This window comes from Pseudomonas sp. F1_0610, from assembly GCF_047470865.1.
GTDB lineage: Bacteria > Pseudomonadota > Gammaproteobacteria > Pseudomonadales > Pseudomonadaceae > JAZDRH01.
Window position 1 is genome coordinate 1 of record NZ_JAZDRH010000003.1, and the last position, 18,546, is coordinate 18,546.

Genomic DNA, 18,546 nt, shown 5'->3' on the forward strand with positions numbered 1-18,546 from the left:
CCAGGCAAACCGACACAGAATGCTTATGTTGAGCGTTTTAACCGAACAGTGCGTCATGAATGGTTAGATTTAAACATCTTTGACAGCATTGAACAGGCTCAAGAACTTGCTACACAATGGCTTTGGAGTTATAACAACGAACGCCCTCACACTGGCATCGGAGGAGTACCGCCAAGGCAGCTATTACAGGCAGCTTAAATTCTACAGATGAGCACTGTGGAAAATGGGGGATTACATACTTCTATAGACTGCATCCAGTTTTGCATAGATATATCGCAGGTTAGCTATTAATTTAGTGTGTTGTATATCTATAGGTTTAGGTTTTATTCGTTGGTAGTAACGGGGACGACTAATAGCTAGACAACGGCAAACTTGAGCTGTATTAAATCCTGCCTTCTTCAATTTCAGCACCATCATTTGTTTTTGCTCATTTCTTGGGCGAAGAAGGCTGAAGCCTTTTTTAATAATTCATTATCGCTGCGTAATCGTTTATTTTCTGCTTCAAGCTACTGAATTCGCCTGTGCTCTTCTGTAATAGCAGAAGGTTTAGGCGTAATTCCTTGCTGCTCATTCTTATATTGACGTACCCAACGCTGTAAAGTAGATAGTCCAATCTGATAAGGCCTGACTAACCCCGACACTTTTTATGGTAAAAAGATGAACAACCATAAGGGGTTAAACATGAGCAAAGGCTACCGTTATTCAGATGAGTTTAAGCAAGAAGCAGTCAACCAAGTGACCCTCCATGGTTATGCTGTTGTAGACGTTGCTAAGCGCTTAGGCATCAGTGATAAGACACTGTACAACTGGATTAAGATCTTTTCCAAACCGGTTAAAAAACGACTGGAAGATAATGATTTACAGGCTGAGATCGCCCGTTTAAAGCGCGAACTGAAGCGTGTTGAGCAAGAGCGCAACATCTTAAAGGAGGCCGCCGTGTTCTTTGCCAGCGAGTCAAAGAACGGTACGCGTTCATAAAATCTCGTTGCCACCGTTATCCTGTGCGCCTACTTTGCAAGGTGATGCGTGTTCATCACAGCAGCTATTACGCTTGGGGTAAAACGCCAGAGAGCAAGCGTTACAAGGATGATCAACGCTTACTGCCTTTGGTTAAACACTATTGGCTGGCAAGTGGTGGACACTATGGCTATCGCAATATCCATCTTGATCTTGCTGAGGCTGGTGTGGGCGCGATCGAATACTCAGATTAATGCGATTGGCGCAGATTTGTGCGCAACGCGGCTATAAAAGACCTAAAGGCTACTATAGCGGTAAGCCTGATATCACAGCACCAAACACGCTCGACCGTGCTTTTAATGTGTCTGCACCTAACCAGTGATGGGTCAGCGATATCACCTATATTCATACCCAGGAAGGCTTCTTGTTCTTGGCTGTAGTCATGGACTTGTTCGCACGCAGCATTGTTGGCTGGTCGATGTCTGAGCGGATGACTGACACTCTGGTTCAAGATGCTTTAATGGCTGCTTACTGGCGTCGTAAGCCCGGAGGCACTGTGTGGCTGCATTCGGATCAAGGCTCTCAATACAGCAGCCGTGATTTTAGGAAGTTGCTCCGCTCACTTAATATGGAAGCTAGCATGAGCCGCAGAGGCAATTGTTGGGATAATGCAGTTGCTGAAAGTTTCTTTGGCAACCTTAAAAAAGAAACAATACGCCGCCATCAATACAAAACACGGGAAGAAGCAAGGCGGGCTATATTTCATTACATTGAGATGTTTTACAATCCAAAACGCAAGCACACGCACAATCAGCGGGTGTCACCAATGAACTATGAAAAACAGTATTTTATGAATCAAAAAAGTGTCTGAGAAAGTCAGGCCTTATCAGTCAGTACAGTAGTGAAGCATTCCAGTCTTGCCTTCAATATCACTCAATAACAGCCAGTATGAGCCGTAAAGGTAATTGTTTAGATAATGCAGTGGTTGAGCGTTTTTTTAGAAGCTTGAAATCTGAACGAATTAACTATCGAAGATATTTGAATCGACATCAAGCTGTGGCAGATATCATTGATTATATAGAGCCATTTTATAACCAAGTTAGCTCCAGACCAATATGAAGCAAGAACCTTAAAAGCTGCCTAATAATGTGTTCCATTTTAGTGAACCATTACATCCCCTTCAACAACACCGTAGTAGTACACCAGTCTAAGTTGCTGAAGCCCTTTCGAGTTAGGATTACGCTTGTTTACTGATACCTTCATCTCCGCTCCTTTTTGCTCCCATTACTCCAAAATTCTAACCTGGGAGTAAATAGGGATCAATTTTTAGCAAAGCGGAGCAAAAGCATGTGAAATGCAGTAAAACCGCCTCGCAACAAAAAATGAATAATAACCATTAAAAACAATTACTTATTTTGATGTGTTTTGAAGGGTTTTACCACGTTTCTCTGATTGATGAGCTACTTCACTTCCCGATACAAAAACTCGAAAAAATCCGTCCAAGTAAGTCATCAGCACTAAATTCGCCTGTAATTTCGCCTAGAGCTTGCTGTGCCATGCGTAGGTCTTCTGCTAGAAGTTCGCCTGCGCTGGCATTAACTAATTGGTTGTGACCATTATCAAGATGCTTTTGCGCTTGGTGCAGTGCATCTATATGACGGCGGCGAGCGCTGAAGGTGCTTTCGGTAGTTTGTTGAAAGCCCATGCATTGCTTGAGATGTTCACGCAGTAACTCTATGCCTTTAGCTTCGCCTTTTCGTGCGGATAAGGTGATAGTTGCATGGCCATCAGCGCTATGTTCTATACCAATAGTTTCACCTGATAAATCGGCTTTATTGCGAATCAGTGTTACTTTTTCAGGGTTAGGCGCACTGTCTAAAAACTCTGGCCATAAAGCAAAAGGATTGCTGGCTTCTGCTGCGTTACTGTCGACCACTAATAAAATTCGATCGGCATCTGCAATGGCTTTCAGTGCACGTTCTACGCCAATTTGCTCAACTTGATCTTGGGTGTCACGCAAACCTGCAGTATCTGTGATATGCACAGGCATGCCATCAATGTGGATATGTTCGCGCAGCACATCACGGGTTGTGCCTGCAATATCAGTGACAATCGCTGCTTCATAGCCAGCTAAGGTATTTAGCAAGCTAGATTTGCCTGCATTAGGGCGACCTGCAATAACTACATTCATGCCGTCACGTAGTAATGCACCTTGTCCTGCTTCTTTGAGTACATTTACCAGTTCAGTGCGCACGTCGTTTAATAAGCTTAAGATGTGCCCATCGGCTAAGAAATCAATTTCCTCTTCTGGAAAATCAATGGCCGCTTCCACATGAATACGCAAAGCAATAAGTTGTTCTGTAAGTGCATGTACACGTTTAGAAAATACACCTTGTAATGAACGTAAGGCGTTTTGTGCTGCTTGGGTAGAACTGGCTTCAATAAGGTCAGCGATAGCTTCGGCTTGGGCTAGGTCTAGTTTGTCATTTAAAAAAGCACGTTCGCTAAATTCACCAGGTCGAGCTAGGCGTGCACCTAATTCAATGCAACGTTGTAGTAACATATCTAACACAACAGGGCCGCCATGCCCTTGCAGTTCTACAATATCTTCGCCAGTAAATGAATGAGGATTAGGGAAGAATAACGCCAGTCCTTCATCAATGGCTAAATCCGCTTCTGAGAAAAAAGGTCCATAGTGGGCAAAACGTGGTTTTAATTCACGTTGAGTAATTTGTTGGCCAATAGCATAAGCCTTTACCCCTGAAATACGAACAATACCTACACCACCGCGCCCTTGAGCAGTTGCGATAGCAGCAATAGTGTCTTTATGAATAGGCATGGCGTTGCTCCAATATTTCAGATAAATAGAAAAACGCCCCAATAAAGGGGCGTTTTAGTTTAGCGCATCTGTCTACTAATGAGCTTTTTCAGCAGCGGCTTTTTCAATTTTTCGTGTAATAACCCATTGTTGTGCAATAGACAATACGTTATTCACTACCCAGTACAATACTAGACCTGCTGGGAACCACAAGAAGAAGAAGGTAAAGATGATTGGCAGTAGCTTCATCACTTTAGCTTGCATTGGATCTGGTGGTGTTGGGTTTAAGTGCTGCTGTACGAACATACTTAAGCCCATGATGATAGGTAAAATAAAGAATGGATCTTTACTTGAAAGGTCTGTAATCCAGAACATCCAAGGTGCTTGGCGCATTTCCACGCTTTCTAGTAATACCCAATATAAGGCTAGAAATACTGGCATCTGTAGTAAAAGAGGTAAACAACCGCCAAGTGGGTTAATTTTTTCTTTTTTGTACAGTTCCATCATCGCTTGCGACATTTTCTGACGATCATCACCGTACTGTTCTTTCAATGCTTGCATTTTTGGTGCAACTGCACGCATACGTGCCATTGAGCGATAGCTAGCAGCTGATAATGGGAAGAAAATCAGTTTAATTAACACAGTTAAACCAATAATCGACCAACCCCAGTTACCAAAGAGGCTGTGGATAATATTTAACAACCAGAAAATAGGCTGAGCTAAGAACCATAAGAAGCCGTAATCAACAGTTAGCTCTAAACCTGGGGATAACTCTTTTAAGTGGCTCTGAATTTTTGGACCAGAGTATAACGTAGCGCCCATTTCTGCTGTTTGACCTGCAGGAATAGTAACTTGGTTGCTCATTAAGCCAACAATATAATTACCTGCATTGTCTTTGCGTGTGGTAACTGTGTTGTGTTGATCTTTATCGGAAACCCAAGCTGTAACGAAATAATGTTGTAGCCATGCGACCCAACCACCCTGAACTTTCTCAGAGAAGTTTTTATCGTCCATAGTACCCATTTTAATTTTGGTGTAAGGCTCACTTGGTGTCCAAACTGCGGCGCCTAGATAGGTTGCAGTGCTAGCAGCACCTGCACTTGATGGATCACCTGATTTATCGCGTTTAATTTGAGTATAAAAATTACCATTCCATGCTTGGCTTGACGTATTTTGTACGATGAATTTGACATCAACTTCATACGCTTTTTTATTCAAGCAACTGGTTTGTAGTTCAGCTATTTTTTTGGCAGAGCAGCTGCTATCTAAACCACGATAAAAGGTAAAGCGCTTGATATAGTTAACGCCATCTTTACTTAAAGTAAGATCAACCACTAATTGGTCTTGACCATCTACGAGTTGGTAGCTGGATTGCGTTGTACTATAAAGTGGGCGCCCCTTTATCGTTGCATCAGGGCCATTAGTACCTACTAAACCACTTTGTGCGACATATAAACGTGCTGTGTTATTTTCAAGTAGTTTAAACGGGATATCTGGCTGAGATTTATTCATTGCATAAAGCAACAAATCGTTATCAACAATATCACCACCACGTGGATCAATTTTGATCGACATGATGTCAGTTTTTACTGTAATTAAATTATCACTAACAACTGTATTTGCCACCGCTACTGGCGTATCACTGCTATTAATAGCAGTAGGAACATCATCGTTATTACTTGCTGTGTTGCTAGCAGTAGGTATATCTGATGTTGATTGTTGCGTTGCCACAGGGTTCGACTGAACTGCTTGCGGTTTGTCGTAGTCTTCGTTCCATTTTAGAACCATAACGTACGAAACCACAGCCAAGGCGACGATAAGTATCGTTCTTTGGATATCCATGATTATTTAGCCGTAGATGATGAAGATGATGGAGGTACCGGATCATAACCACCGGCATTCCAAGGATGGCAACGCCCTAAACGACGTACAGTGAGCCAACTACCACGTAAAACACCATGTTGTTCAATAGCTTCAACAGCGTAACATGAACAGCTAGGGTAAAAACGACAGTGACTAGCCATCATTGGGCTAATCGCATATTGGTAAAAGCGGATAGGAAGCAAAACCAATTTTTTCATTGGTTATTCACCTTCAACGTTTTTCGATTGCTTTAGCAAACGCTTCCAGATTTTGGCAAATTGCTGCTCTAATTGTGAGTTTTCTAAATCTGCAAGCCCTTTTTTCGCAATTACGACAATATCCCAACCTTGCAGTTGAGCTTGTTGTAAACGAAATGATTGGCGTATCTGGCGTTTTATGCGGTTGCGCTGAACAGCAAGCTTTACGCTTTTTTTACCGATAACCAGCCCAAGACGTGGGTACTCAAGCCGGTTTTCGCGAGCAAGGACCAAAACACTTCGGCCAGGAACCCTGCCATCAGCTGAGTCAAATACAGCTTTAAATTGACCAGCGCTCAGTAGACGCTTATGTCTTTCAAAGCTGAAACTCACTGTATGTTCCGAGTATTAAGCGCTCAGACGTTTACGGCCTTTAGCACGACGACGAGCTAATACTGCACGACCATTTTTAGTAGCCATACGAGCACGGAAGCCGTGGTTACGAGCACGTTTAATTACGCTTGGTTGAAATGTACGTTTCATTTTTTTGTACCTGGTGACTTCTTTGGGCAATGGGTCCCTAAGTGGTCCCCAAACTAAATAGATCGGCGATTCTATTGAAACCTGAGCCTAAGGTCAATTATTACACGCCTTTGACTTGACATTTATCGCATAAAATCGACCAACAGTTTTACAGAAAATAGGCGTAAACAAAAATATAAAAATGAAAATATATTTATCTGTTTAGTTATTTTTATTATGTATTAGCTAAGCTGTTTTCTGTGTATAACATCATAAAATCTATATTTTTCAATTAGTTGTAAGGTATTAAACTCTGTTCTAAAAAGGCCTATTAGTTGTTTGAATGCATTTTTTAAGCTGTGAATAACTCTAGCAGTTATACACAAACTAAGAAAAAGACAAGTTACACACAGAATTAAGCACTTAGCTTAGCTTGAGTTATTCACAGGGTTTATTACCAGCTATATAAAGTGAAAAAAGCCACAACGATGTACCAAAACATAGCGCTACGAACCAGTAGCTGCCAAAGTTGATCAAGAACGTCTATTTGTTGATTGTCATTAATGTCAGCTGCGGCGCGTGAAGACTGACCAATATAAGAAGCAGCACTGATTTCAATGCTTAATATGTTATGCATTATATTTTTACTAACAGCTGAGAAATTACCCATTAGCGCAAAGGTAAGACCTAGTAAGCGTACTGGAATCCAGTCAAGTGAATGTAATAAAAAGCGAGCTTTTTCAGCAAGTTGAGGGTGCCTGCTTTGCTCTGCTGTGAGTACTAATAAGCGGTATGTTAGCGCAACAATTGGGCCAAATAGGCAGTAATAAAAAATAACGCTGAAAAAGCCTTGATAGGCTTTCCATGACATGTACTGCTGAACAGCAATGAATAGGTCTTTGTCGTGCTCAACATAGATTTCTAAATCACGTTGTGCAGATAGCATAGCTCCTGTTTTATCTTGTCTACGCCATGCATCACGAAACGAGCCGAGGTTTTTTTTAATATCTGTTCGACCTATGCTGTAAAGGACTATGACTAAATGCAGAGGTAAGAGCAGCAATCCATAAAAAATAGAGGAAGAAAAGTAAAAAATTATACTTAGCGGAACCAGTGCTACCGCAAGGGATAAAAACAAAGCCAGCCAAGGTGTTTTAGTAAAAAGCACAGTGCAGCGTGTTTGCAAAGCAAACCACCAGCTATCTTTTTGTATTTCACTGCGTATGTGAGAAAGTTTTTCTAAAATGATAGTGAGCATGAGCACTAAAAAACTCATTTATCACTCTCCTTATCAATATTTGTAGTTCTGTATGCCTGTATCATTACTTGGATGTGAGTAACTTGTAAATAACCTGTGATTTAGCTGCGACTAAAATGTGTGCAAGTTATGCATTACGTATTTGAGTAGGCTCGCCAAATTAATGAAAAATTTGGTAACATATTTAATTGTTTAAATTAAGGTGACTGCTGTGCAGTTCAATATTAAGCACTGGAGAGCTTTAGTTCCTGCGTTAGCAGAGCAATTACCCGTTGACCAACGCATAGTAACTGATCCTGCGTTGTGTGCGGATGCGAGCTATCTACCTGCCATGCAACGTCGTCGTTTAAGCCCAATGGCACGTATGGTGTTTGCAGCTGCATGGCATTTATTAGACCTTAAACAAAGTCAGCCATTGGTGTTTGCTTCACAGCATGGCGAAAATCAACGCAATTTAGAGTTGCTAGAGAGTGTGGGGCGGCGGGAAGATTTGTCGCCTATGCAGTTTAGCCTTTCAGTGCACAATGCAATTACAGGTTTGTGGTCAATTCTGCGTGAAGATCCGCAGCCAATGATTGCTATCGCTACGGCAGAAGATGTATTAGAAAGCGCGGTATTAGAAGCTCAATTGTTATTGAATCAAGGCGCTACCAGTGTGCTGGTTGTTATTGCAGAAGATGTGCAGCCTGCGCTCTATCAGCGCTGGGTTAAAGATGCAGAATTTCCCTATGCACTTGCATTGGTTTTAGAGGCAGGTAGTGATTACCAATTAAATTGGAGTGCACCTAGCATACACAAAGGACAAGGGCCTTATTTATTAGCGTTGTTGCAATTTTTATTGGGGCAACAACAACTAACAACATCGACTGAGTTACGGACATGGAATTGGCAAAGGAAGGTGTAGCCCAGCACTATAATCCTCCTTATGTGTGGCGATTATTTGCAACAGCCTTAAGTTTTAGCTTATTTGGTATAGGCGGATTAATTTTACGTATAGTAGTGTTTCCACTGATTCATTTGTGCGTAAAAGACCAACAAAAAAAGCAAGCTTACTGCCGCTTAGCAGTGCATAAAACCTTTAAGTTTTTTGTTGGTTTTATGAATTGTTCTGGTGTGTTGTTTTATGACTTAAAAGGTGCTGAACGTTTAGGTCAGCCGGGGCAAATGATTATTGCTAATCACCCATCATTAATTGATGTGGTACTTATTATTGCGCAAGTAAAAAATGCTAATTGCATTGTAAAACAAAGTATTTGGCATAACCCATTTATGCGAGGACCAGTACGCGCTGCTAATTACATCAGTAATAATGGCAGTATTGAAATGTTTGATGAATCTGTGCAAGTGCTCCAGCAAGGACAAACATTAATTATATTCCCTGAAGGAACACGCACTACACCTGGTAAAGCGCCTGAGTTTCACCGAGGGGCTGCGTCTATTGCATTAAAAGGAGCACGGGTAATTACTCCAGTGTTGATTAATGTGTCACCTACAACACTGACCAAAGCTGAACCTTGGTATAAAATCCCTGCGCGCCGTGTGCATTTTACAATTGAAGTTGGTGAAGATATTAATCCGAATGATTTTTTGCAAAGCAACAACATGCCTAAAGCATCACGCCAATTAAATACCTATTTACATGATTATTTTTTAAAGGAGTTGACCCAGCATGAGTCAATTAGAAATACAGATCAAACAATTGATCATTGATTCGCTAGGTTTAGAAGATATCAGCATTGAAGATATTTCTTCAGAAGAGGCCTTATTCGGTGATGGCTTAGGTCTAGATTCTGTAGATGCTTTGGAATTGGGTTTAGCCATACAAAAACAATTCAATGTAAAAATTGATGCTGAATCAAAAGATGTTCGTAAATACTTTGCGAATGTCACCAGCTTGGCAAACTTTATTCGCCAGCAGCAAAGTATTTAAGGAGCTATAAATGCAAACACGTGAAGAAATTTTTAAAGAATTACAAAGCACCTTAGTTGAACTGTTTGAGCTTCCTGAAGATAAAGTGGCGTTAGAGGCCAATCTATATCAAGATTTAGAAATTGATAGCATTGATGCTATTGATTTAATTGACCACTTAAACCGTAAAGTAGGCAAAAAAATTAAGCCAGAAGAATTTAAAGCTGTGCGTACTGTACAAGATGTAGTTGAAGCAATTTATAAACTTGCTAACAGTGAACACGCTTAAAGGTTTAATTAACCTACTATTAGTAGTAGTAGGGCTAACGTACCCATTTCTGGTTTATTTTGGGATAGAGCACTTTTCAGTGCGTTGGTTTGCCCTACTATTGGCAGGTATTTGGTTAGTTCGTGCGCTTATTCAACCTAACACCAGCAACCAACGCTTTATCGCTTGGGGCGCCTTGTTTTTCTGTGTTGCTTTAGTACTGTTAGATAACCAACAAGCGCTGTATTGGTATCCTGTATTTATTAATAGCCTAATGTGCCTGTTATTTAGTTTAAGTTTATTTTACGGACCACCCATTATTGAGCGCTTAGCACGTTTATCTGAACCGAACTTGCCTGCTTCTGGCGTGCGTTATACGCGCGTTGTTACTAAAGTTTGGATTGGTTTTTTTATTATTAACGGCAGTATTGCCACACTTTTAGCGTTATATGCACCTTTAACATGGTGGACGTTATACAACGGTTTTATTGCATATATCGCTATGGGAATTTTGTTTATCGGGGAATGGACAGCCCGACGTTGGGTTAGAAAACATGCAGTGGATTGATTTAGCCAATTTAGTCAATGTGCCTGAACAGGCCAGCGAACAACAAAAATATCGACAGCAGCAAGCATTAATGATGGCGGCTGGGCTTAGACAAGCAGGCATTAAAAAAGTTGCGCTGTATTTACGTGATGCACAATTATTAGCGATTGCTTTATTGGCAGCATGGCGAGCAGGGGTAAAAGTTTATTTACCCAGTGATGAGCAAGCACAAAGCCAAGCACAATTAAACAATAAGATTGATATGTGGATTAACACTGGTGAGCAGCTACAAAGCCTAATTGTAGAGCCTGCGCTTGCCAGTGTAGCGCTAACGTTAAAACCCAAAAAACTAAATCTTGATGCGCCATTGCTTACTATTTGTACTTCAGGTTCAACAGGCGAGCCTAAATTAATTAACAAATCACTTAATCAATTACAGCAAGAAGTTATTGTTTTAGAAAAAGTTTGGGGCGCTCAGTTAAGTAATGCAGTAGTTTTAGGCAGCGTTATTAGCCAGCATATTTATGGTTTGTTATTTCGTGTAATTTGGCCGATGTGTGCTGGACGCGACTTTTATTCACAGCCATTACCTTTTCCAGAAGATTTGCAACAGCAAACCCAAGCCTTGATTGCGGCAAATCGTCCTGTCGTGTGGGTTACTAGCCCAGCGTTACTGAAAAGAATGAGTGCTAATTTAAATTGGCAATTACTCAAACAAGTCCGCCTTATTTTTTCCTCAGGCGGTCCACTTGTACAAGATTGCGCGACCGCTATTTATCAACAACTAGATTTTTATCCAACGGAAATTTATGGCAGTTCTGAAACAGGTGGTATTGCCTTTAAACAAGGCAATACGAGTTGGGAAGCTTTGCCTAAGGTTAAGTTAAGCCAAGATGAGCGCGGCGCACTCAAAGTGAGTTCGCCTTGGCTGGCGCAAAAGGTTGAACAAACCAATGATGCGGTTGAGTTAAGTGGTAACCAATTTACCTTGCTTGGGCGTTTAGATCGCTTAGTTAAGCTGGAAGAAAAACGAGTTTCTTTGCCTTATTTAGAACAGGCTTTAGCTAAACATCCGTGGATAATCGAAGCCCGTTTAGGTGTGGTGCAAGAGCAACGTGCTTTTTTAGGTGCATTAGTAGCGTTGAATGCACAAGGCATTCACGCTTTACGTAACCAAGGGCGCAAAGCAGTGATTGCGCAATTACGCCAACATTTAACAGATTACTGTGAAGCCTTAGCCTTACCACGGCGCTGGCGTTTATTTGAACATCTACCCAGCAATAGCCAAAGCAAACTGGGCCAAGCACAAATTAATCAACTACTGGCAGCAGAACAAACTAAACAGCCAATGGTATTAACCTGTACTCAAGTTGATGGGCAACAGCAACTCAGTTTAAGTGTGCCGTTAGATCTCGCCTGTTTTACTGGACACTTTGCGCAAGCCCCCGTAGTGCCAGGCGTAGTTCAAATTGCATGGGCACAGCAGCTAGCACAGCAATTGATAAGCGATTTACCACCACTCTTTTTAGGTATGGAAGTTATTAAGTTTCAACAGCTTATGCGTCCTGCCGATGTTGTACAGCTAGATTTACGGTATGACCGAGATAAAGCCAAGCTGTATTTTAGTTACAGTAATAACGACAAAAACTACGCATCTGGTCGTTTGTTGTTAGGGCATGCCAGTGACGTTTAAGTTAACTGTGGTTATTCCTGTGTATAACCATGAAAAGCCATTAGTTAAGGTTGTTGCTGCGCTTGTGGGTAAAAATATTCCTTGCGTTCTAGTGAATGATGGTTCAAACGCGCAATGCACACAGGTTATGCGTAAATTGGCAGAACAACCTTTAATACACTTAACTGAGCTAGCACACAACCAAGGCAAGGGCGGCGCTGTGATGGCTGGGCTGCGTGAAGCGTTACGACTAGGTTACAGCCATGCATTGCAGGTTGATGCTGATGGTCAGCACGATGTGAATGATGTGCAGCGATTTATGACGATAGCCGAACAGCACCAAACTAGCGTTATCTGTGGTTATCCACGCTATGATGAATCTGTGCCAAAGGGTCGCTTATACGCTCGTTATATCACCCATGTTTGGGTATGGATAAATACGCTGTCGCTAAGTATTAAAGATTCTATGTGCGGTTTTCGTGTGTATCCGTTAGCCAGCACTGTAGCTTTGTTAGATAAAGTACAGTTAGGTAAACGCATGGATTTTGATATTGAAATTCTGGTGCGTTTAAGCTGGGATAACCAACCCATGTTATGGCTGCAAACTAAGGTCCATTATCCTGAAGATGGCGTTTCGCATTTTAAAGCAGGTTTAGATAACCTGTTGATTTCTAAAATGCATGCCCGCTTGTTTTTTGGCATGTTATGGCGCAGCCCGCGCTTACTACGGAGAAAAATTAGCCATGGATTCTAAGCACTGGGCAGCTCAACAAGAACGCGGAAGTTTAGTTTTTATGCGATTAACGCTGTGGCTAACTCGAGTTTTTGGCCGCCGTGTTATTAGTCCTGTGCTGTACAGCATAGTGTTGTATTTTTTCCTCACAGGTAAAACCGCTCGCCGTAGCATTACAGAATTTTATCAGAACCTAGCCACTGCCACTGATAACCCCGCATTACAGCCAAGTAAAAAGAAAACTTATAAGCAATTTTTGGCATTTGCAGACTCTATTTTAGATAAGTTCGATGTATGGCATGGACGAATTAACTTATCCACAGTACAGATTGAAGATCAAACCGCCATTCGCCAAGCAACGCGTAATAAACAAGCACGTGGGCAATTATTAGTAGGCTCACATCTAGGCAATTTAGAAATTTGCCGTGCATTAGCTGAAATTAGCCAAGAAGTGCAAATGAATGTGCTAGTACACACCCGTCATGCTGAACACTTTAATAAATTATTAGGTGAAGCAGGTGCGCAACGTATGCGCCTCATTCAGGTCAGCGAATTAGACGCTGCAACTATGCTGCAATTAACCGAACGCCTAGAGCGAGGCGAGTGGTTGGCCATTGCAGGCGATCGTATTCCGCTGAATCAAGGTCGCATGGTTGAGGTTGATTTCTTAGGTAAAAAAGCTGCACTACCGCAAGGTCCTTGGCTATTAGCAGGCATTTTAAAATGCCCAGTGAGCTTAGTGTTTTGTTTGAAAAAACAAGGTCGCTACCACGTCATTATGGAACCTTTTTTAGAACAGCTAAGTTGGACGCGTAAAACCCGAGAACAGTCTATTACTCAAGCTGCACAAGCTTTTGCTGATCGGCTTGCGGTGCATTGTGAACAAGCGCCCGATCAGTGGTTTAACTTTTATCCTTTTTGGAAACGCCATGAATCCGTCAATCAATGAAGTTGTGTTTGGTCGTCAACCATTGACGATTGAACAAGTCATCGCCTTATCAACCAAAAAAACTACTGTACGCTTACAAAATGATGCGTCATATATTGCCTTTATTCGTCAAGGTGCCGCGTATTTAGACAGTTTGTTAGACCATGAAGGCGTGGTGTATGGCGTTACTACAGGTTATGGCGACTCTTGCGTAGTGCCTGTTCCATTAGAGCAAGTAGAAGCGTTGCCTAAGCATCTTTATACCTTCCACGGTTGCGGTATGGGACAAATACTCAGTGCAGAAGAAACGCGTGCCGTTTTAGCGGTACGTTTACAGTCATTGTGTTTTGGTATGTCTGGCGTGCGTTGGGAGTTGTTAGAGCGGTTAACGGCTTTTTTACAGCAGGATATTTTACCGCTAATTCCTGAAGAAGGTTCAGTGGGGGCAAGTGGCGACCTTACGCCTTTATCTTATGTGGCAGCCGCCTTATCAGGCGAGCGTGATGTGTTATATCAAGGAAAGGTTTGCAAAAGTGCAGATGTACATCGTGATTTAGGTTGGCAGCCACTTAAGCTACGTCCAAAAGAAGCGTTAGCCATAATGAATGGCACTGCGGTAATGACGGGGATTGCCTGCCATGTATTTTCCCGTGGTGAGTACTTATTAAAACTGGCAACGCGCATTACGGCGATGAACGCTGTGGCATTGCAAAGCAATAGCGACCATTTTAGTGAAGCATTATTTAATGCCAAACCACATTTAGGGCAGATGCAAGTGGCAGCGTGGATTCGCGAAGACTTGGCTGCTCCAGAATTGAATGTGCAAGACAATGGCTTAGGTCATCTCCATCGTTTGCAAGATCGTTATTCTATTCGCTGCGCCCCGCATGTTCTGGGTGTATTGGCAGATAGTTTAGATTGGCTGCGACGCTTTATTGAAACAGAGCTCAATAGCGCCAATGACAACCCAATTATAGATGCACAACAGCAACGTATTTTGCATGGTGGTCACTTTTATGGCGGGCATATTGCATTTGCAATGGACAGTATGAAAAACCTTATAGGTAATCTGAGTGATCTATTAGATCGACAACTCGCTTTGTTGGTTGACCAGCGCTATAACCATGGTTTGCCAAGCAACTTATCGGGTGCACCTCAAGCGGTTGCTATGTTAAATCATGGTTTTAAAGCGGTGCAGATTGCAGTCAGCGCATGGACTGCTGAAGCCCTGAAAAATACCTTGCCTGCTAGTGTCTTTTCACGCTCTACCGAATGCCATAACCAAGATAAAGTCAGCATGGGCACTATTGCCGCACGCGATGCACGCCGTAGCTTAGAATTAGCCGAACAAGTTGTAGCTGCTACTTTACTGGCTGCTAAGCAAGCTATTTGGCTGCGTAGTCAGCAAGCTCAGTGCCAACTGTCACCAGCGCTACAAAGTATGTATCAACAATTGAATGATGATTTTGCAGTGCTAGAACATGACCGCGTTTTAGAACCAGAGCTACGATTATGCGTGGCTTTAATTCGTCAGCAGAAATGGAGTCTTTATGCGTAAGAAAGGCGTGTTGCAAGCAGAAGTGAGCCTTGAAGTAGCATTCTTTGATGTGGACTCAATGGATGTAGTTTGGCACGGCAATTACGTCAAATATTTCGAAGTCGCCCGTTGTGCGCTATTAAATAAAATTGGCCATAACTACACACAAATGCGCGACTCAGGCTATGCGTGGCCTGTGGTTGACTTGCAAGTGCGCTATGTGCACTGGGCTGTTTTTGGGCAGAAAATTAAAATTATTGCAGACTTAATTGAGTGGGAAAATCGTTTAGTCATCAACTATTTAGTGGTTGATGAAGCCACAGGAACGCGGCTTACGCGTGGTTCATCAACACAGGTTGCAGTGCATATGGAGTCACGCGAAATGCAATTTCAATGCCCTGCTATTTTTGTGCAAGCAGTGGAGCAAGCCCTCACATGAGATATTGGATAGCACTGCTGAGTTTAAGTATTTTTAGCCAGTTAAGTTGTGCATTTAGTTTAGATGAATTAGAAACGCAACTAAGCCAAGCACAAGTGATACGTGGCGATTTTGCTCAAGAAAAATACCTACGCGATTTGCCAATGCCACTTAAAAGCCAAGGCAATTATGTGCTATCTAAACAACAAGGCTTGCTGTGGTTTTTAAGCAAACCTATTAGCAAGCAATACCGTATTAATGGCAAAGGTGTTGCCTTAAATACACCTGATGGCTGGCAAATACAGAATAAACAAGAAACAGTTGCCCGCCAAAGCCGTATTTTTTTAGCAGTGCTGCAAGGTGACCGTAGTGGTTTGCAACAAGATTTTGATTTAACCCTAACAGGCACTACAGATAACTGGAGATTACTCCTTACGCCCCGCTCAGTATTTTTAAAACAGATTTTTCAGCAGATTGAAATTGAAGGTGGGCAACTGGTTTCCAGCATTAAATTACATGAAGTTCAGGGCGATAAAACTGTACTGCGTTTTATCAACAGTCAACCAGATCAACAGTTACTAAGCAATGAACAGCATGACTTCGGCGTGTAAGAAGCGCTTATTGATTGGCTTTATGGTATTTGTTACCACATTGCTTGGGCTAACGGCTTGGCAGTGGCGCAATGGCGCACCTATTAGCGCCAGCTTATTAGATATTTTACCCAAAGGAACACTTGATCCTGTGCAGTTGCAAGCACAGCAACAGATGCAAGCCCCCTTAGATAAAGAACTTATACTCCTTATTCAACAGCCCGATGCTGCTGATGCAACACAGCTTGATTGGGTTAAACAACAATTGGAGCACAGTGGTTTATTTGCCCATGTACAAAGCACAGTAACGCAAAATCTTGATCAATTGCGCCAAGAGTTGCTAACAGACCGTGCAGCGTTATTGCCACTGACAGATCGTCAATTATTAGCCAATAATCCTGAGTTATTTGCTCAGCAACGTATTGAGCAGTTGTTTGATCCTATTCAAGGTTTTAGCTTGGTGCGTCCAGAACAAGATTGGCTTGGCATTAGTTTACGTATTCAGCAGCACTTACAACCTGATTCTAAAGTACAGGTTGATTTGCAAGGGCATTTATACGCATTAGATGAACAAGGCGTTCGTTGGGCGCTGATTCGTGCGAGTACTAAAGATACGGCGTTTAATGGCAATTTATCATTAGCCGTAGCGCAGCAAGTTGAGTTGATTCGTCAACAACTAGCCAGCCAAAATCTCACCTTATTAGCCAGCAGTGGATTACTCTTTGCTGCTTCAGGACAAGCCCAGGCATCTACCGAGATGCAATGGATAGGTGGTATTTCAACCATAGGCGCTTTGTTGTTAATAGTGCTGTTATTTCGCAGTATACGCAGTTTATTAGCCTTTTTACCTGCTATTTTAGGTATGTGGGTGGGTGTTACCTTGTGCGTTTTGCTGTTTGGAAAAATTCATGTAATGACCTTGGTCTTGGGCGCTAGCTTAATTGGTGTCACTATTGATTTTCCGCTGCATTATTTATCTAAAGCATGGCGCGATAATCAGTGGGATAGTTGGGGTGTGCTTCAAGCAACACTGTCAGGTTTAACCTTAGGTGTGATTACCAACGCTATCGGCTATTTAGCTTTAGCCTTTACGCCATTTCCTGCGTTAACCCAAGTGGCAGTGTTTTCTGTGGCAGGTTTATTGGCAGCCTACTTAACTACCGTGTGTTTGTTGCCTTGGTTATTCCAAGCACACCAAATGCACTTGTCTTCTACACCTGTGAAAATAATGCAATGGCTATTAGATATTCGCGCTCATTTACTAAGTAAAGTGAGCAATGTAACGCTGGCGCTGGCATTAATTATTTTTACTTTGGGTGGTTTGTGGCATTTGCAGGTGAAAGATGATTTGCGTGCTTGGGTCAATCCTGAAGCAAATTTATTAACGCAGGCGCAGCAAATCGGACAAATTACAGGTTACCAGCCAACCAGCCAGTTCTTTTTGGTCAGAGCCGACAGCGAAGCTTTGCTGTTTAGTCGGTTACAACAAATCACTGATCAACTAGATCACGCTATTCAACAACAGTATCTAACTAGTTATATGGCACCTAACCAATTACTAGCCGGAAAAGTTGGATCACCTAGCTTGCAACAGGTAACTGCCAATTTGTCAGCTGAGCAATTTGCAGGATTAGTAGATGTAGGGATTGCACCTGAATTATTAACTTATGAATTGCAGCAACTAAGTCAATTGCCTGAACGTGATAGCCAAGCGGTATTACAAAATAGCTTTGCTGAGCCGTGGCGTAATTTATGGCTACAACAAGACGACGGCAGCTTTGCCAGCATGGTTAGCTTGCAAGGTGTTAAGCAATTAGATGACCTTGCCGCTCTTGCTACGGGTATTGATGGTGTTACTTGGGTTGATCGCCCTGCTGAATTGAACCAATTATTTAAGCAAGCACAAACTACTGCCATTGAACTAAAAATCATCTCAAGCGTATTGATACTTATTGTTCTGAGCTTTGCCTTAGGTGTCCGTGGTGCTTTGGTCACTGTGGGTGTTTCTTTATGCGCCGCAGTAGTAGCCGCCGCTTGTTTAGGTTGGATGGGACAAACCCTAACCTTATTTAGTTTGTTTGGTTTATTGCTGGTCACCGCCATTGGGGTGGATTACGCCATCATTATGTATGAAGGCGTTGGCGGTGCTGCTGTGAGCTTATTAGGTACTTTTTTGGCAGCCGTTACAACATGGTTGTCTTTTGGTTTATTAGGTGTTTCATCAACACCTGTGGTGAGTAGTTTTGGTATTGCTGTCACCCTTGGTTTGTTGTTTTGCTTTTTATTTTCCCCTTGGGCTTATAGAGGCAAACCCGTGGCAGCGGTGTAA

20 protein-coding genes and 1 pseudogene are annotated in these 18,546 nt (G+C 42.2%); 15 read left to right on the plus strand and 6 right to left on the minus strand.

What is annotated here, in order from left to right; all coding sequences use genetic code 11:
* The 3 genes and pseudogenes from VQ643_RS02330 to VQ643_RS02340 form a co-directional block, all read left to right on the plus strand.
* Nucleotides 1–198 (plus strand): integrase core domain-containing protein (locus tag VQ643_RS02330; RefSeq protein WP_414197659.1); only part of this gene is annotated, 198 nt, incomplete at its 5' end.
* Nucleotides 199–681: 483 nt separating this feature from the next.
* Nucleotides 682–1,828, plus strand: a pseudogene (locus VQ643_RS02335) (IS3 family transposase).
* Between the two features lie 77 nt (nucleotides 1,829–1,905).
* Entirely contained in the window at nucleotides 1,906–2,076 is a 171-nt protein-coding gene (locus VQ643_RS02340) for an IS3 family transposase (protein ID WP_414197660.1), read from the plus strand.
* Between the two features lie 346 nt (nucleotides 2,077–2,422).
* Here VQ643_RS02340 and mnmE read toward each other — a convergent pair whose 3' ends face one another.
* The 6 genes from mnmE to ampE form a co-directional block, all read right to left on the minus strand.
* Nucleotides 2,423–3,796 (minus strand): tRNA uridine-5-carboxymethylaminomethyl(34) synthesis GTPase MnmE, encoded by a 1,374-nt coding sequence (mnmE, locus tag VQ643_RS02345; RefSeq protein WP_414197661.1) that lies wholly within the window; start codon nucleotides 3,794–3,796, stop codon nucleotides 2,423–2,425.
* Nucleotides 3,797–3,871: 75 nt separating this feature from the next.
* Nucleotides 3,872–5,617, minus strand: a complete 1,746-nt coding sequence (gene yidC / locus VQ643_RS02350; protein WP_414197662.1) for a membrane protein insertase YidC — start codon at nucleotides 5,615–5,617, stop codon at nucleotides 3,872–3,874.
* Nucleotides 5,618–5,619: 2 nt separating this feature from the next.
* Nucleotides 5,620–5,856 (minus strand): membrane protein insertion efficiency factor YidD, encoded by a 237-nt coding sequence (gene yidD, locus VQ643_RS02355; RefSeq protein ID WP_414197663.1) that lies wholly within the window; start codon nucleotides 5,854–5,856, stop codon nucleotides 5,620–5,622.
* A 3-nt stretch (nucleotides 5,857–5,859) separates the two neighbouring features.
* Nucleotides 5,860–6,228 (minus strand): ribonuclease P protein component, encoded by a 369-nt coding sequence (gene rnpA, locus VQ643_RS02360; RefSeq protein ID WP_414197664.1) that lies wholly within the window; start codon nucleotides 6,226–6,228, stop codon nucleotides 5,860–5,862.
* A gap of 15 nt (nucleotides 6,229–6,243) precedes the next feature.
* Nucleotides 6,244–6,378 (minus strand): 50S ribosomal protein L34, encoded by a 135-nt coding sequence (rpmH, locus tag VQ643_RS02365; RefSeq protein WP_414197665.1) that lies wholly within the window; start codon nucleotides 6,376–6,378, stop codon nucleotides 6,244–6,246.
* A gap of 433 nt (nucleotides 6,379–6,811) precedes the next feature.
* Nucleotides 6,812–7,633 carry a regulatory signaling modulator protein AmpE gene (gene ampE, locus VQ643_RS02370; protein WP_414197666.1) on the minus strand — a complete coding sequence of 274 codons (822 nt, stop codon included), beginning with the start codon at nucleotides 7,631–7,633 and terminating at the stop codon, nucleotides 6,812–6,814.
* A gap of 193 nt (nucleotides 7,634–7,826) precedes the next feature.
* Between ampE and VQ643_RS02375 the strand changes: the two genes are divergently transcribed.
* The 12 genes from VQ643_RS02375 to VQ643_RS02430 are packed head-to-tail and all read left to right on the plus strand — an operon-like array spanning nucleotide 7,827 to nucleotide 18,546.
* Nucleotides 7,827–8,519 (plus strand): beta-ketoacyl synthase chain length factor, encoded by a 693-nt coding sequence (locus tag VQ643_RS02375; RefSeq protein ID WP_414197667.1) that lies wholly within the window; start codon nucleotides 7,827–7,829, stop codon nucleotides 8,517–8,519.
* The gene (locus VQ643_RS02380) at nucleotides 8,495–9,325 is read left to right on the plus strand and encodes a lysophospholipid acyltransferase family protein (RefSeq protein ID WP_414197668.1); all 831 of its coding nucleotides are present in this window, start codon (nucleotides 8,495–8,497) and stop codon (nucleotides 9,323–9,325) included. The genes VQ643_RS02375 and VQ643_RS02380 overlap by 25 nt, the downstream gene beginning before the upstream one ends.
* The gene (locus VQ643_RS02385; protein WP_414197669.1) at nucleotides 9,285–9,545 is read left to right on the plus strand and encodes a phosphopantetheine-binding protein; all 261 of its coding nucleotides are present in this window, start codon (nucleotides 9,285–9,287) and stop codon (nucleotides 9,543–9,545) included. Before VQ643_RS02380 ends, VQ643_RS02385 begins: the two co-directional genes overlap by 41 nt.
* A 10-nt stretch (nucleotides 9,546–9,555) precedes the next feature.
* The gene (locus VQ643_RS02390; RefSeq protein WP_414197670.1) at nucleotides 9,556–9,813 is read left to right on the plus strand and encodes an acyl carrier protein; all 258 of its coding nucleotides are present in this window, start codon (nucleotides 9,556–9,558) and stop codon (nucleotides 9,811–9,813) included.
* Nucleotides 9,800–10,360 (plus strand): hypothetical protein, encoded by a 561-nt coding sequence (locus tag VQ643_RS02395; protein WP_414197671.1) that lies wholly within the window; start codon nucleotides 9,800–9,802, stop codon nucleotides 10,358–10,360. The genes VQ643_RS02390 and VQ643_RS02395 overlap by 14 nt, the downstream gene beginning before the upstream one ends.
* On the plus strand, nucleotides 10,347–12,032 hold the full coding sequence (locus tag VQ643_RS02400) for an AMP-binding protein (RefSeq protein ID WP_414197672.1): 1,686 nt from the start codon (nucleotides 10,347–10,349) through the stop codon (nucleotides 12,030–12,032). The genes VQ643_RS02395 and VQ643_RS02400 overlap by 14 nt, the downstream gene beginning before the upstream one ends.
* The gene (locus VQ643_RS02405; protein WP_414197673.1) at nucleotides 12,022–12,765 is read left to right on the plus strand and encodes a glycosyltransferase family 2 protein; all 744 of its coding nucleotides are present in this window, start codon (nucleotides 12,022–12,024) and stop codon (nucleotides 12,763–12,765) included. The genes VQ643_RS02400 and VQ643_RS02405 overlap by 11 nt, the downstream gene beginning before the upstream one ends.
* Nucleotides 12,755–13,693: a glycosyl transferase gene (locus VQ643_RS02410; RefSeq protein WP_414197674.1), complete on the plus strand. Its 939-nt coding sequence runs from the start codon at nucleotides 12,755–12,757 to the stop codon at nucleotides 13,691–13,693. The genes VQ643_RS02405 and VQ643_RS02410 overlap by 11 nt, the downstream gene beginning before the upstream one ends.
* The gene (locus VQ643_RS02415; protein ID WP_414197675.1) at nucleotides 13,674–15,230 is read left to right on the plus strand and encodes an HAL/PAL/TAL family ammonia-lyase; all 1,557 of its coding nucleotides are present in this window, start codon (nucleotides 13,674–13,676) and stop codon (nucleotides 15,228–15,230) included. Before VQ643_RS02410 ends, VQ643_RS02415 begins: the two co-directional genes overlap by 20 nt.
* Nucleotides 15,223–15,648, plus strand: a complete 426-nt coding sequence (locus tag VQ643_RS02420) for an acyl-CoA thioesterase (RefSeq protein WP_414197676.1) — start codon at nucleotides 15,223–15,225, stop codon at nucleotides 15,646–15,648. Before VQ643_RS02415 ends, VQ643_RS02420 begins: the two co-directional genes overlap by 8 nt.
* Nucleotides 15,645–16,238, plus strand: coding sequence for a LolA family protein (locus tag VQ643_RS02425; protein ID WP_414197677.1), 594 nt, complete (start codon nucleotides 15,645–15,647; stop codon nucleotides 16,236–16,238). Before VQ643_RS02420 ends, VQ643_RS02425 begins: the two co-directional genes overlap by 4 nt.
* Nucleotides 16,213–18,546 (plus strand): MMPL family transporter, encoded by a 2,334-nt coding sequence (locus tag VQ643_RS02430; protein WP_414197678.1) that lies wholly within the window; start codon nucleotides 16,213–16,215, stop codon nucleotides 18,544–18,546. Before VQ643_RS02425 ends, VQ643_RS02430 begins: the two co-directional genes overlap by 26 nt.

Coding starts and splice junctions, on each gene's coding strand:
- VQ643_RS02340 (WP_414197660.1), top strand. CDS start 1,906: ATGAGCCGTAAAGGTAATTGTTTAGATAATGCAGTGGTTGAGCGTTTT.
- mnmE (WP_414197661.1), bottom strand. CDS start 3,796: ATGCCTATTCATAAAGACACTATTGCTGCTATCGCAACTGCTCAAGGG.
- yidC (WP_414197662.1), bottom strand. CDS start 5,617: ATGGATATCCAAAGAACGATACTTATCGTCGCCTTGGCTGTGGTTTCG.
- yidD (WP_414197663.1), bottom strand. CDS start 5,856: ATGAAAAAATTGGTTTTGCTTCCTATCCGCTTTTACCAATATGCGATT.
- rpmH (WP_414197665.1), bottom strand. CDS start 6,378: ATGAAACGTACATTTCAACCAAGCGTAATTAAACGTGCTCGTAACCAC.
- ampE (WP_414197666.1), bottom strand. CDS start 7,633: ATGAGTTTTTTAGTGCTCATGCTCACTATCATTTTAGAAAAACTTTCT.
- VQ643_RS02380 (WP_414197668.1), top strand. CDS start 8,495: ATGGAATTGGCAAAGGAAGGTGTAGCCCAGCACTATAATCCTCCTTAT.
- VQ643_RS02385 (WP_414197669.1), top strand. CDS start 9,285: ATGAGTCAATTAGAAATACAGATCAAACAATTGATCATTGATTCGCTA.
- VQ643_RS02390 (WP_414197670.1), top strand. CDS start 9,556: ATGCAAACACGTGAAGAAATTTTTAAAGAATTACAAAGCACCTTAGTT.
- VQ643_RS02400 (WP_414197672.1), top strand. CDS start 10,347: ATGCAGTGGATTGATTTAGCCAATTTAGTCAATGTGCCTGAACAGGCC.
- VQ643_RS02410 (WP_414197674.1), top strand. CDS start 12,755: ATGGATTCTAAGCACTGGGCAGCTCAACAAGAACGCGGAAGTTTAGTT.
- VQ643_RS02415 (WP_414197675.1), top strand. CDS start 13,674: ATGAATCCGTCAATCAATGAAGTTGTGTTTGGTCGTCAACCATTGACG.
- VQ643_RS02420 (WP_414197676.1), top strand. CDS start 15,223: ATGCGTAAGAAAGGCGTGTTGCAAGCAGAAGTGAGCCTTGAAGTAGCA.
- VQ643_RS02425 (WP_414197677.1), top strand. CDS start 15,645: ATGAGATATTGGATAGCACTGCTGAGTTTAAGTATTTTTAGCCAGTTA.
- VQ643_RS02430 (WP_414197678.1), top strand. CDS start 16,213: ATGAACAGCATGACTTCGGCGTGTAAGAAGCGCTTATTGATTGGCTTT.